This is a genomic window from Cryobacterium sp. N21 (assembly GCF_002929575.1).
In the GTDB taxonomy this organism is placed as follows: Bacteria; Actinomycetota; Actinomycetes; order Actinomycetales; family Microbacteriaceae; genus Cryobacterium; species Cryobacterium flavum.
Genome location: NZ_PJJQ01000036.1, coordinates 351,465 through 363,234 on the forward strand (window position 1 = coordinate 351,465; position 11,770 = coordinate 363,234).

The window sequence follows — 11,770 nt, forward strand, 5'->3', positions numbered from 1 at the left end:
AGCCGTGCAGATCTGCCAGCGCCAAGGAGCGAACCACGTGAGTAGTACTGATGCCGGAATTCGTGACTCGGTGACGGAGCGCGGTGCCGGGGGCGAAGCGTCGGGCACCGGCCTGCACATCTCCCAGCTGCACAAGGTCTTCGCGGTCGGGCGCAGAGATGTCGTCGCCCTCGACAACGCCAACCTGCACACCGACAAGGGCAGTTTTCTCTCCCTGCTCGGTCCCTCGGGCTGTGGAAAATCGACCATCCTGCGTATTCTGGCCGGCCTGGAACAGCCCACGAGCGGCACCACCAGGGTCGACGGCAAGAGCCCCCAGCAACTTCGGCAGGGACACCAGCTTGGCATCGCCTTCCAGGATTCAGCGCTGCTGCCCTGGCGCAGCGTGCGCTCGAATATCCGCCTCCCGTTCGAGGTCGCCCGCGTTCCCGTCGACGAGGCCTACATCGACGAACTGATCGCCCTCGTCGGCCTCACGGGCTTCGAGAAAGCCAAGCCGGCGCAGCTTTCCGGCGGCATGAAGCAGCGCGTGTCGATCGCTCGGTCGCTCGTGCTCAAGCCCTCTGTGCTGCTGCTCGATGAGCCGTTCGGGGCCCTCGACGATATGACCCGGCAGCGACTCAACCTCGAGCTGCTGCGCATCTGGACCCAGAAGCCGGCCACGACCCTCATGGTCACCCACGGCATCGCCGAAGCCATCTTCCTCTCCGACCACGTCGCGGTCATGAGCGCCAGGCCCGGCCGCGTCAAGGAAGTCATCGACGTCGACCTTCCGCGGCCCCGATTGCCCGAGATGATGCGTTCGCCCGAGTTCCACGCGCTGCACGACCGAGCCTCCGACCTGCTGTTTAGTGATGCCGCCGCGCCGGGCGCCGACCAGTGATCCGAGGTTCGCTGCGCGCCCTGCCCGCCTGGGCGACCGGCCTGATCGGCGGCGCGATCGTCATCGCCCTGTGGTGGCTGGGCGCGGTCACGGTTTTCGCCGAGGTTGGTTCCATGCCCGGAGGCGCGGTGCCCACCCCGTTGGACGTGGTCGTGCAGCTCGTCAGCGACGGCCCGGCGTTCTACCTGTCCCACGTCAGTGTCACCGTGCTCGAAGCGCTGATCGGCTTTGCCTGGGGCAACGGACTAGCCCTGGCCCTCGCCGCCCTCGTGCTGCTGCTGCCGCGCATCGAGAAGATCGCGATGCAGATCGCCGTGATCACCTATTGCATTCCCATCGTCGCCATTGGCCCGATCGCCTACATCGTGATCGGGGCACCGAGCGCGGGCGATCCGGCCGGTACAGCCGTCTTTCTCGCCGCGATGTCGGTGTTCTTTACGACCGTCATCGGCTCACTGGTCGGTCTCAAGGCAGCGGATGCCGCCAGCCTCGACCTCATCACCGTCTACGGCGGCAGCAAGTTCACCCAGCTTCGCAAGGTGCGCCTGATCGCCGGACTGCCGAGCGTGCTGACCGCGCTGCAGATCGCCGCACCGGCGGCGTTCATCGGAGCCATCCTGGGCGAGTACCTCGGCGGTGTCAGCCGCGGGCTGGGAATCGCCATGCTCGTGGCCGGTTCAACGGCCAACGTCGACCGGGTCTGGAGCCTCGCGCTCGTCGCCGGGGTCACGGCGGGTCTCGGCTACGCGATCTTTGCCGTCATCCTGCGTTTCGCCACCCCGTGGACGACCGGGCGGAGCAGCCGATGAGTTTTGCACGCGTGGCGCTCCTGACGGTGGCGCGCGGCCTGCTGACCGGGCTTATCACCCTCGTTCTCGTACTCGTCGCGTGGCAGGGCCTGCTCCTGCTGCTGGACGTGTCGCCGTTTTTGGCCAAGGGACCCCTCGACGTCTGGAAGTGGCTCGCCACCGTTCCCGAAGCCGCCGACAATCGGGCCATGGTCCTCGGCAACCTCGTCGTGACCCTGAGTGACGCATTTCTCGGATTCGTCGCCGGACTCACCTGTGCCCTGCTGCTGGCCGTGATCTTCACCCTGTCCCGGGGCATCGAGCACGCCCTCATGCCGATCGCCCTGCTGCTGCGCTCGGTGCCACTCGTGGCACTCGTGCCCGTCATCAGCCTCATCACGGGGCGCGGACTCACCACCGCCGTGGTCATGGGCGCCATCGTGGTGCTGTTCCCGGCACTCGTGAACATCGCCTTCGGGCTGCGCTCCTCGTCACCCCAGATCAGCGACGTGATCACCGTCTACGGTGGCAGCGCCTTCACGACGCTGCGCAAGGTGGCCCTGCCGAGCTCCCTGCCCTCGTTCTTCGCCGCGGTGAAGATCTCGGTGCCCGGCGCCATCACCGGAGCGTTGCTGGCCGAGTGGCTCACGACCGGCCAGGGCCTCGGCAACTCGATTGTCGCCGCCGTCGCCAAGGTGCAGAACTCGGAGGTGTGGGCATCCGTCGTGGTGATCACCATCGTGTCCCTCACGCTCTACGGCCTGGCGCAGGTCGTGGAAAACCTGGTGCTGCGCCGCATGAGCATGGATCAGAGCATCACGAGCTGACCGGGCGCCCATCAGCCGGGCTAGAGCAGGCCGTGCGCGACGAGCTGGTTGGCGAGGCTGGAGCCGTCCGGCCCGTAGACCCACGGGGCCTCGGGGCTGCCGTCGATCAGCACGGCGTCGCGCGAGCGCCCGCCGGCCAGCACCGCCTCGCTCGGGGACAGCTGACGGATGGCCACGGCCGCGACGCTGCCCGGATAGTCGCGTTGAAAGTCGCTGTAAATGGCTTCGTCGTGCTGGCCGTCGTCGCCGATCAGAATCCAGCGCATGTCGGGAAACTGTTCGGCGAGGCGGCGCAGGTTGTCCCGCTTATGTGCGCTGCCGCTGCGGAACCAGCGGTCGTGCGTCGGTCCCCAGTCGGTCAGCAGCAGTGCCCCGGCCGGATACAGGTTGCGGGAGAGAAAACGCGACAGGGTCGGTGCTACGTTCCAGGCACCGGTGGAGAGATAGATGACCGGGGCGCCGGGCGTGAACGACGCCAGGCGTTCCAGGAACACGGCCATCCCCGGGGTCGGAACCCGGGCATGCTCGTCGAGCACGAACGTGTTCCAGGCGGCCAGCAACGGGCGGGGAAGCGTGGTGACCATCACCGTGTCGTCGACATCGGAGACGACGCCGTAGCCGACCGTGGGGGCCACGATGAAGAGTGGCGCTTCGGCCACGGCGGAGAACTCGGTGTGTAGCCGGGCCACGTGCCAGCCGGCAGGCAGGGATACCGGTACGACGGTGTCGACGACGCCGCCGCGATCCGCCTGCACCCGATGCGTCTGGCCGTCGATCTCAATCGTGACGGTGACGTCGTTGACCGGCACGCTCGTGAAGCTGCGCCAGCCTCGAATACCGGCGTCGCGGCCATCCGCTCGGGGGCGCTTGGTACGCTTCGCCGGCTTTTCCGGCTTGGCCAGAAGTACCCGGCAGAGGATGCGAACCCAGGCGGTCGAGCCGTAGCCGGTGTAGGGGATGACGGTGGGCTGGTAGCCGCGGCGACGAGCGGAATGCTCCCGACGGTCGTGCAGCCAGTCTTCGATACGGGCCGCACGGTGCATGATTCGCTCGGGACTTGGCGCACTCGGCGTGGCGTCTAGGGACTCTGGCACCCTCTCATTCTGCCATATTTGCTGTGCATCCCCCGATCAACCCTGTGGAAAAGGGGTTTTACCCCGTAGTATGGTGACTTATCTTCAAGGGGGATAAATGTCACTTGGTGGCCTATTGGGTGAAGAGACCGGTGCAGCACTTCAGCAAGTGCGCACCGAGCCGATTCAGCAGCGCAGCGCTGCACGTCTGTCCGGTTTGCTCGATGCGGCCGCCGCCGTTGTGGACGAGGTCGGTTTCGACCGCATCACGACCGCGATGATCGCGGAACGCGCCGGTGCATCCATCGGAACGGTGTATCGCTACTACCCGGATCGGGTTGCTGTACTGCACGCCCTGCACGAGCGTGCCGTGGTGCGCTTTCGGCAGCGCGTGGTCGATGAGCTCGGCGCTAGCACCCTCACCTCCTGGTGGGACGCGGTGGACTGCGTCGTGACGGCTTTTGTCGGCCTGTACCGCTCCGAACCAGGCTTTCGTATCGTGAACTTCGACGACCGCGACGCCGCTCCCGCCGCCGACGCGGTAGCGGATGCCGACTTCTTCGCCCGCCGCCTGGCTGACGTGCTCGTCAACGAGTTCGATCTGCCGGCCGGCGAGGCCCTGATTTTTCGACTCGAAGTCGCCGTCGAGATGGCCGACGCGCTGCTCGCCCGCGCCTTCCACACCGATCCGCTCGGTGACGAGCGTTTCATCGCCGAGTGCCGCCTGGTTCTGCGCGACTACCTCGATCGTTTCTACGGCCCGCAAGCACTGAACCTGCTGGCAACCGCGTCCTAACGGGCGTCACACGCCGGGCGACCCACTGGGTCGCCCGGCTTTTTTGGGTTTGTGGGCCTCGCGTGTTCGCTGTTGGATAAATCTTTTGTGAGCCAGCGTTTTGCCTGTCGCTTCGAATAGTGATTGGCTTAGCATCTGGTTTGTGTTGACCCGACCTGAACTGATGCGAGGAGCGAGCCACCAGGATGATTGAATTCCACTCGGTGACGAAACGGTTCCCCGACGGCACCCTTGCCGTCGATGATTTCAGCCTCGTTCTGCCCTCGCACAAGACCACCGTGCTCGTCGGAACGTCCGGGTCGGGAAAAACAACCCTGCTGCGCATGATCAACCGCATGGTTGATCCGACCAGCGGGTCGATCGAGATCGACGGAGCCGATATCGGTACCCTCGAGCCGGTCAAGCTGCGGCGCGGCATCGGCTACGTTATGCAGAACTCAGGGCTGCTTCCCCACCGCAGGGTCATCGACAACGTCGCCACGGTGCCGATGCTGCGCGGAATGGCCAAGAAGAAGGCCCGTGACGAAGCGCTCGCGCTGCTCGACACGGTGGGACTGGACCGTTTACTCGCCAACCGGTATCCCAGCCAGCTCTCCGGTGGCCAGCAGCAACGCGTCGGCGTGGCGCGCGGCCTCGCCGTCAACCCCAATATTCTGCTCATGGACGAGCCATTCGGTGCGGTGGACCCGATCGTGCGCGCCGAACTGCAGCAGGAACTGCTGCGATTGCAACGGGAATTGGGCAAGACCGTGGTCTTCGTCACCCACGATATTGACGAGGCCTTTCTGCTCGGCGATCAGGTGGTCATTCTGCGCACCGGCGGCAAGGTAGCCCAGGTCGGCTCACCCGCGGAGATCCTGGCGAACCCCATTGACGAGTTCGTGGCAACGTTTGTCGGCGCCGATCGCGGCAAGCGATCCCTGCACCTCGAGAACCACGGCGATGGCGACATCGTGGTTGACGAGACCGGTCGTCTGGCCGGCGTTCTCGTAGGCTCCGGCCCTTCAGCGTCGCCGTCAACTGTCAGCTCAGAGTCAAAGGCCGGCCCTCGCGGACCGGGTGCTTCGGCGCAGGGTGGGGATTCGCGGTGACCTGGATCTGGTCGAATCTGGACCTCATTTGGGATCGCACGTTCGATCACCTCATCCTCAGCGTGCCCTCGATCATTCTCAGTTTCCTCATCGCCCTCCCGTTCGGTTGGCTGGCTCACCGGTATCGGGCGAGCCGGGCGGTGATCCTCACCACGGTCGGAGTGCTCTACGCAATTCCGTCGCTGCCGCTGTTCATCGTGCTGCCCTTTATCGTGGGTACCAGCATCCGCTCGCCGTTGAACCTCATCATCGCGCTGACCCTCTACGGGGTGGCTCTGATGGTGCGGGTGGTAGCGGATGGTCTCGGTTCCGTCGACCGCGACGTGCAGCAGTCCGCGACCGCCGTCGGCTTTTCCGGCTGGACGTCATTTTGGCAGGTTGAGCTGCCGCTGGCCGGCCCCGTGCTGCTGGCCGGGCTGCGCGTCGTAGCGGTCAGCACGGTGAGCCTGGCCACGGTCGGCGCCGTGATCGGCGCCCAGAGCCTCGGCAGCCTGTTCACCGACGGGTTTCAACGGGGAATCCAGGCGGAGATCATCGCGGGTATCCTTGCCACCGTGCTGCTGGCCCTGGCCCTCGACGCCGTGCTCGTTCTGATCGGGCGACTGCTGATGCCGTGGACCAGGCGCAGCGCGATCGGCGTCGTCGCTCGACCCGGTGCTGTCGCGCGACAGGAGGTCACCACGTGAGCTTTCTGACCGAAACCCTGGCCTGGCTGGTCGATCCCGCAAACTGGGTCGGCGCCGGCGGGATTCCTACCCGCCTCGCCCAGCACCTGCTGTTCACGCTCGTGACCCTGCTCGTCGCCGCGCTGATTGCCGTACCGACCGGCTTTTTGATCGGCCATACCGGTCGCGGCCGCGGACTGGCCGTGGCACTGTCGGGCGCATTCAGAGCCATTCCTACCCTGGGCCTGCTCACCCTGGTGGCCCTCTGGGTGGGCATCGGCCTGAACGCCCCGTACGTGGCCTTGACCGTGCTTGCCATCCCGCCCATTCTTGCTGGTGCATATACCGGTTTCGAGGCAATTGATCGCAAGATCATCGATGCCGCACGGGCCGTGGGCATGTCCGAGGCCCAGATCGTGCTGAAGGTCGAGCTGCCGCTCGGGCTGCCCCTGCTCATCGGAGGGCTTCGCTCGGCAACCCTGCAGGTGGTGGCCACGGCTACTCTGGCCGCCTACATCGCTAATTTCGGCCTCGGTCGGTACCTCTTTGAGGGACTGCGAATTCGCGACTACGGCGAGATGCTCGGCGGTTCGATCCTGGTGATCTTGTTGGCGATCGTGCTGGAGGGCGTGTTCGCTCTCGTGCAAAAATTGGTTGTTCCCCGCGGCGTCACAGCGGGACTCCCCATAGATATCCGTGACGGGTCATCCCGATCCCGCCCGGTGATGGAATCCACCATCGAGGAAGGAAACAGTCATGTTCACAGCGAATAGAGGCCGGCTCACGCTCATCGGCGTGGTCGCGGTTGGGGCCGTCGTAGCCCTTGCAGGGTGTGCGTCGGGGGACCCCCTGGCGGAACCATCGAGTAGCGCCGGCGGCTCCACCATCGTGGTCGGCTCGCAGGCGTACTACTCCAACGAGATCATCGCCGAGATCTACTCCCAGGCGCTCGAGGCCGGCGGTTTCACCGTTGACCGACAGTTCCAGATCGGCCAGCGCGAGGTCTACCTGCCCGATATCGAGGCCGGCAAGATCGACGTGTTCCCCGAGTACACCGGCAGCTTGCTGCAGGCCCTCGACAAGGCCGCCGTCGGCGGCTCCAGCGACGCGACCTACGCTGAGCTCCAGACCGCCTTGCCCGACGACCTGCGGGTTCTCGACCAGGCCGATGCCTCAGACCAGAACTCCTGGACGGTCACCGCCGACTTCGCGAGCAAGTACGACCTCACCGATATCGCTTCCCTGACCAACGTCACCGAACCGATCACCGTCGGCGGCAACTCGGAGCTCGAGACCCGGCCGTACGGGCCGACTGCACTGAAGGACAAGTACGGCATCAGCATCGCGGGGTTCGTACCGGTCGAGGACAGCGGCGGACCGCTGACCGTCAAGGCCCTGGTCGACGGTGATATCCAGCTCGCCAACATTTACACGGCCGACCCGAACATCAAGACCAACAACCTGGTCGCCCTCTCCGACCCCGACGGACTGTTCTTCCCGGACAACGTCGTGCCGGTCGTCTCCAGGAAGATCGACGACAGTGCGGCAGCGATCCTCAACAAGGTCAGTGCCGCGCTGACGGCAGACACCCTCGTTGACCTGAACGCCCAGAGCAAGAACGACCAGCTCTCGGCGGACAAGATCGCGACGGCCTGGCTGACCAAGGCAAAGCTGATCTAGTTGCGGCAGTTCTAGGCACCGAACAGGATGAGCGCCGGCCCGACCAGGAGCACCGCCGACACGGTGAGTGCTCCGGCCGTGGCCGTGTAGTGCAGCGGCACGGTTGGATTAACCAGCCGCGCCACTCGCGGCAGGATCTGGTGCGCCGGGTGCTCGGGTTCTACCTCGAGTTCCAGGTTACGGTCTGAAGCGGATGCGGCGGCTTGCGCCGCAGCATCCGCTTCTTTGTCTGGTGGGGGAGTAGCGCCGGCCAGGGTGAAACCGACGAGAGCGATCGCACGGGCCAGGGTCTGGTCGTCAACGATGCGGCGGGCATGATCGTCGGCGAGCATCTCGACCAGCAGGGCGACGGCGTTTTCGGCGCGGTTGGCGATGGGGAACCACGGCAGCGCGCTGTGCCAGCTTTTGAAAGCGAGCAAGACCAGGTGGTGCTGCTGTACGAGGTGCGCCTGCTCGTGCGCGATCACGGCACGCACCTGGTCGGCGTCGAGCAGCCGGAGCAGGCCATTGGAGAGTACCGTCGCCGAGTGCCCGGCCCCGGGCAGGCAGTAGGCGACTGGCGCCGGATGGTCGATGACCCGCATGCCAGGCTGACCGTGCAGGGGATCGCTGAGCAGGGCAATGAGGGTGTGGTGATGTCGGCGCTGCCGCTCGGCGCGGACGAACGTCGCGAGCAGGTTGAGCAGGAGGTGGCCACCGAGCAGAATGGCCGCGCCGATGGCGAGCATGTGGGTGAAGCTCGTTCCATCGGGAAGCGTGCCGGCCGTGAGGTTGCCGCCGAGTGCGACCAGACTCTGGGCAAGGGTGGTGCCGAATGGGGTCAGGCCGTAGAGCAGCAGTGACCCGATCATGGACATGCCGCCGGACAACGCGATGGCCTGCCAGAGCACCAGTGCCACGCCGGGGGAGCGCGCGGGCCAGCGCGACCGCCCCAGCAGGAGCGGAACGGGCCCGGCCAGCAGCACGGCGATGGTACCCAGGAGCAGGGCGGCGATGGTCACGCGCGTGGTCGGGTGGTCAGGGACGCAGCGTCAGGCACGCAGTGTCAGGCATTGTCGGACGGCGCAACGCCGAGGAGGTGCCGCAGGGTCTCAGCTTCCTGCGGCGAAACGGAGCCGATGAACCGGGCCAGGGCTGCCTGGCGATCGGGCACCTGCCCGAGCACCTCGTGCATGAGGCCAGCGGTGTGTTCGGCGCGGGTCATCACGGCGGAATAGGCGTGCGGACGCACGCTGCGATCGCGCGTGACGAATGCCTTCGTTTCCAGCCGGGACAACACCGTCAAAACGGTCGTCGTCGCCAGCGGCTTGCCCGGCGTGGCTGAAACTGCGGGCCGCAGCAGAGCATCCTTGAGTTCGTTCGCTGTCAACGGTGCCGTGGAGTCCCACAGGATATCCATCATTAACCGTTCGAGCACACCCAAATTTCCCATGTGGTTAATATTACGTCGCGAAACTGTGATTTCTACACAGTGTAGAAGAGTAATCTTCTACGTAGCGTAGAAAAATGGACGCTGCACAATAATGCTGGAGGGCATATGAACGAGTGGTTGGATCCTTTACTCCTATCACGGTGGCAATTCGGTCTCACGACCGTGTATCACTTTCTTTTCGTCCCGCTCACGATCGGTCTGGCCCTCACGGTCGCGATCTTTCAAACGGCCTGGGTGCGTACCGACAAGGCTAAATATCTGCAGCTGACGCATTTCGTCGGCAAGATCTTTCTGATCAACTTCGCCATGGGCGTCGTGACTGGCATCGTGCAGGAATTTCAGTTCGGTATGAACTGGTCGGACTACTCGCGTTTCGTCGGTGACGTCTTTGGCGCTCCGCTCGCCTTCGAGGGGATTGTCGCCTTCTTCCTCGAAGCTACGTTCGTCGGCCTCTGGATCTTCGGCTGGGACAAACTACCCAAGAAGATTCACCTCGCCACGATCTGGCTCACCGCGATCGGTTCGATCGCGTCGGCCTACTTCATCCTCGCCGCGAATGCCTTCATGCAGAACCCGATCGCCTACACGATCAACGAGGAAAAGGGGCGTGCCGAACTCACCAGCATCTGGGAACTGCTCACCAACCCCATTGCCCTCGCCGCCTTCCCGCACACGATTTTCGCCTGCTTCATGGTCTCGGCCGGACTCATCATCTCGGTAGCCGCCTGGCACCTGTACCGCAACCAACACCTCGACACCATGCGTCCGGCGCTCAAGTTCGGCCTCTGGATGATGGTCATCGCCGGCGTGCTCACGACACTCGCCGGAGACCAGCTGGGCCTGGCCATGGTTGAGGCCCAGCCGATGAAGATGGCCGCTGCCGAAGCGCTGTACCACACGGCGACCGGTGCCAACGCGAGCTTCTCCATCTTCACCCTTGGTACGCCGGACGGCGTGCACGAGTTGTTCTCCGTGCGCGTTCCCTACCTGCTCTCCTTTCTATCGACCCACACCTTTGACGGCACGGTCGAGGGCATCAACAACCTGCAGTCGCAGTACGTCACCCTGTACGGCCCCGGCGACTACACCCCGACCATCTGGATAACCTACTGGGCGTTCCGCTGGATGATCGGCCTCGGTCTCGCGCACATGCTCGTTGCCGTCGTCGGCCTGTGGCTGACCCGCAAGGGGCGCAGCCCGAAGCGCACCTGGGTATGGAAGGTCGCGATCTGGAGCTTCCCTTTCTCCCTGCTCGCGATGAGCGTCGGCTGGGTGTTCACCGAAATGGGTCGCCAACCCTGGCTCGTGTTCGGAATGCTCAAAACCGAAGACGGCGTCTCGCCCGGCGTCAGCGGCGTGGAGATTCTGATCTCGCTGATCGCCTTCACCCTGCTCTACGGAATTCTCGCAGTAGTCGAGTTCCGACTCATCCTCAAGGCCGTTCAGAAAGGCCCGGACGATGCACCGGTACCCGACGCCGAATCCGGCGCAGTCACGCACGCTGCCACGGTCTACTAACAGGAATACACAATGGATCTCACAATTCTCTGGTTCTGGATCATCGCTGCGTTGTTCATCGGGTACTTCGTGCTCGATGGCTTCGACTTCGGGGTCGGAATGTCCCTGCCATTTCTCGGCAAGGACGACACCGATCGCCGCGTTCTCATCAACACCATCGGCCCGGTCTGGGACCTCAACGAAACCTGGGTCATCGTCGCCGGCGCCTCACTCTTCGCAGCGTTCCCCGAGTGGTACGCGACCATGTTCAGCGGCTTCTACTTGGCTCTGCTGCTCATTCTCGTTGCACTGATTCTGCGCGGTGTGTCGTTTGAATACCGCCACCAGCGCCCCGAATCCACCTGGAAGAAATGGTTCGACGGCATGATCATCGTCGGTTCGGCCGTTCCGGCGCTGCTCTGGGGTGTCGCCTTCGCCAACGTCGTGCGGGGCGTCAAACTCGACGCCAACCACGACTACATCGGCACCTTCTTCGACCTGCTGAACCCGTACGCCCTGCTCGGCGGCGTCACCACGCTGCTGCTGTTCTTCATGCACGGGGTCGTCTTCGTCTCGCTCAAGACCGAGGGCGACATTCGGGTTCGGGCGCGAAAGCTCGCCACCAAGGCCGGAATCGTGACGATAGTGGTCGCGGCCAGCTTCCTGGTTTGGACAACCTTCGCATATGGCACCGTGGCATCCGCTATCTTCGCCGCTCTGGCCGCTGTGGCGCTGATCGCCTCCTTCCTGGCCAACCTGCGCGGTGCCGAACGGCTCGCGTTCGGCCTGATGGCCGCCACGATCGGTCTCGCCGTGCTCACCCTGTTCGCCTCGCTGTTTCCCGACGTCATGCCGGCCAGCAACGACGCGGCGAACAGCCTGACCATCACGAACGCCTCCTCATCGACCTACACGCTCGGTGTGATGAGCTGGACCGCACTGATCGGGATGCCCGTCATCCTGCTCTACCAGGGCTGGACCTACTGGGTGTTCCGCAAGCGCATCGGCCGGGCGCAGATTGAGGTCGCCGTACACTAG

13 protein-coding genes are annotated in these 11,770 nt (G+C 64.7%); 10 read left to right on the forward strand and 3 right to left on the reverse strand.

Annotation, left to right across the window (positions count from 1 at the left end; genetic code table 11):
• Positions 1–70: 70 nt before the first annotated feature.
• From CXY77_RS18300 to CXY77_RS18310, 3 genes are read left to right on the forward strand one after another with little or no spacing between them, the layout of a single operon-like run.
• Positions 71–883 (forward strand): ABC transporter ATP-binding protein, encoded by an 813-nt coding sequence (locus CXY77_RS18300; RefSeq protein WP_092339877.1) that lies wholly within the window; start codon positions 71–73, stop codon positions 881–883.
• On the forward strand, positions 880–1,692 hold the full coding sequence (locus CXY77_RS18305) for an ABC transporter permease (protein ID WP_233197511.1): 813 nt from the start codon (positions 880–882) through the stop codon (positions 1,690–1,692). Before CXY77_RS18300 ends, CXY77_RS18305 begins: the two co-directional genes overlap by 4 nt.
• Entirely contained in the window at positions 1,689–2,498 is an 810-nt protein-coding gene (locus CXY77_RS18310; protein WP_104130671.1) for an ABC transporter permease, read from the forward strand. The genes CXY77_RS18305 and CXY77_RS18310 overlap by 4 nt, the downstream gene beginning before the upstream one ends.
• Before the next feature lie 20 nt (positions 2,499–2,518).
• On the opposite strand, the gene CXY77_RS18315 is transcribed toward CXY77_RS18310, so the two are convergent.
• Positions 2,519–3,592, reverse strand: a complete 1,074-nt coding sequence (locus CXY77_RS18315) for an App1 family protein (RefSeq protein WP_369831317.1) — start codon at positions 3,590–3,592, stop codon at positions 2,519–2,521.
• Between the two features lie 97 nt (positions 3,593–3,689).
• On the opposite strand from CXY77_RS18315, the gene CXY77_RS18320 reads away from it, so the two are divergent.
• The 5 genes from CXY77_RS18320 (at position 3,690) to CXY77_RS18340 (ending at position 7,803) form a co-directional block, all read left to right on the forward strand.
• Complete coding sequence (locus tag CXY77_RS18320; RefSeq protein WP_092339780.1) at positions 3,690–4,367, forward strand: TetR/AcrR family transcriptional regulator; 678 nt, start codon at positions 3,690–3,692, stop codon at positions 4,365–4,367.
• Between the two features lie 185 nt (positions 4,368–4,552).
• A complete protein-coding gene (locus CXY77_RS18325; protein ID WP_092339781.1) occupies positions 4,553–5,458 on the forward strand; it encodes an ABC transporter ATP-binding protein in 906 nt (301 codons plus the stop codon).
• On the forward strand, positions 5,455–6,144 hold the full coding sequence (locus tag CXY77_RS18330) for an ABC transporter permease (RefSeq protein WP_092339782.1): 690 nt from the start codon (positions 5,455–5,457) through the stop codon (positions 6,142–6,144). The genes CXY77_RS18325 and CXY77_RS18330 overlap by 4 nt, the downstream gene beginning before the upstream one ends.
• The gene (locus CXY77_RS18335; protein WP_092339783.1) at positions 6,141–6,896 is read left to right on the forward strand and encodes an ABC transporter permease; all 756 of its coding nucleotides are present in this window, start codon (positions 6,141–6,143) and stop codon (positions 6,894–6,896) included. Before CXY77_RS18330 ends, CXY77_RS18335 begins: the two co-directional genes overlap by 4 nt.
• Positions 6,880–7,803: an ABC transporter substrate-binding protein gene (locus CXY77_RS18340; RefSeq protein WP_104130672.1), complete on the forward strand. Its 924-nt coding sequence runs from the start codon at positions 6,880–6,882 to the stop codon at positions 7,801–7,803. Before CXY77_RS18335 ends, CXY77_RS18340 begins: the two co-directional genes overlap by 17 nt.
• A gap of 11 nt (positions 7,804–7,814) precedes the next feature.
• Here CXY77_RS18340 and CXY77_RS18345 read toward each other — a convergent pair whose 3' ends face one another.
• Both CXY77_RS18345 and CXY77_RS18350 read right to left on the reverse strand, forming a co-directional pair.
• Positions 7,815–8,804: a M56 family metallopeptidase gene (locus tag CXY77_RS18345; RefSeq protein ID WP_104130673.1), complete on the reverse strand. Its 990-nt coding sequence runs from the start codon at positions 8,802–8,804 to the stop codon at positions 7,815–7,817.
• A 44-nt stretch (positions 8,805–8,848) separates the two neighbouring features.
• A complete protein-coding gene (locus tag CXY77_RS18350) occupies positions 8,849–9,235 on the reverse strand; it encodes a BlaI/MecI/CopY family transcriptional regulator (protein WP_092339786.1) in 387 nt (128 codons plus the stop codon).
• Between the two features lie 105 nt (positions 9,236–9,340).
• Here CXY77_RS18350 and CXY77_RS18355 point away from each other — a divergent pair, with 105 nt between their 5' ends.
• Together CXY77_RS18355 and cydB are read left to right on the forward strand one after the other, a co-directional pair.
• Complete coding sequence (locus CXY77_RS18355) at positions 9,341–10,753, forward strand: cytochrome ubiquinol oxidase subunit I (protein ID WP_104130674.1); 1,413 nt, start codon at positions 9,341–9,343, stop codon at positions 10,751–10,753.
• A 12-nt stretch (positions 10,754–10,765) separates the two neighbouring features.
• A complete protein-coding gene (cydB, locus tag CXY77_RS18360) occupies positions 10,766–11,770 on the forward strand; it encodes a cytochrome d ubiquinol oxidase subunit II (RefSeq protein ID WP_104090746.1) in 1,005 nt (334 codons plus the stop codon).

Excerpts from the sequence above, each read along its gene's own strand:
- CXY77_RS18350 (WP_092339786.1), bottom strand. The coding sequence starts at position 9,235 with ATGGGAAATTTGGGTGTGCTCGAACGGTTAATGATGGATATCCTGTGG.
- CXY77_RS18325 (WP_092339781.1), top strand. The coding sequence starts at position 4,553 with ATGATTGAATTCCACTCGGTGACGAAACGGTTCCCCGACGGCACCCTT.
- CXY77_RS18320 (WP_092339780.1), top strand. The coding sequence starts at position 3,690 with ATGTCACTTGGTGGCCTATTGGGTGAAGAGACCGGTGCAGCACTTCAG.
- CXY77_RS18310 (WP_104130671.1), top strand. The coding sequence starts at position 1,689 with ATGAGTTTTGCACGCGTGGCGCTCCTGACGGTGGCGCGCGGCCTGCTG.
- CXY77_RS18340 (WP_104130672.1), top strand. The coding sequence starts at position 6,880 with ATGTTCACAGCGAATAGAGGCCGGCTCACGCTCATCGGCGTGGTCGCG.
- CXY77_RS18355 (WP_104130674.1), top strand. The coding sequence starts at position 9,341 with ATGAACGAGTGGTTGGATCCTTTACTCCTATCACGGTGGCAATTCGGT.
- cydB (WP_104090746.1), top strand. The coding sequence starts at position 10,766 with ATGGATCTCACAATTCTCTGGTTCTGGATCATCGCTGCGTTGTTCATC.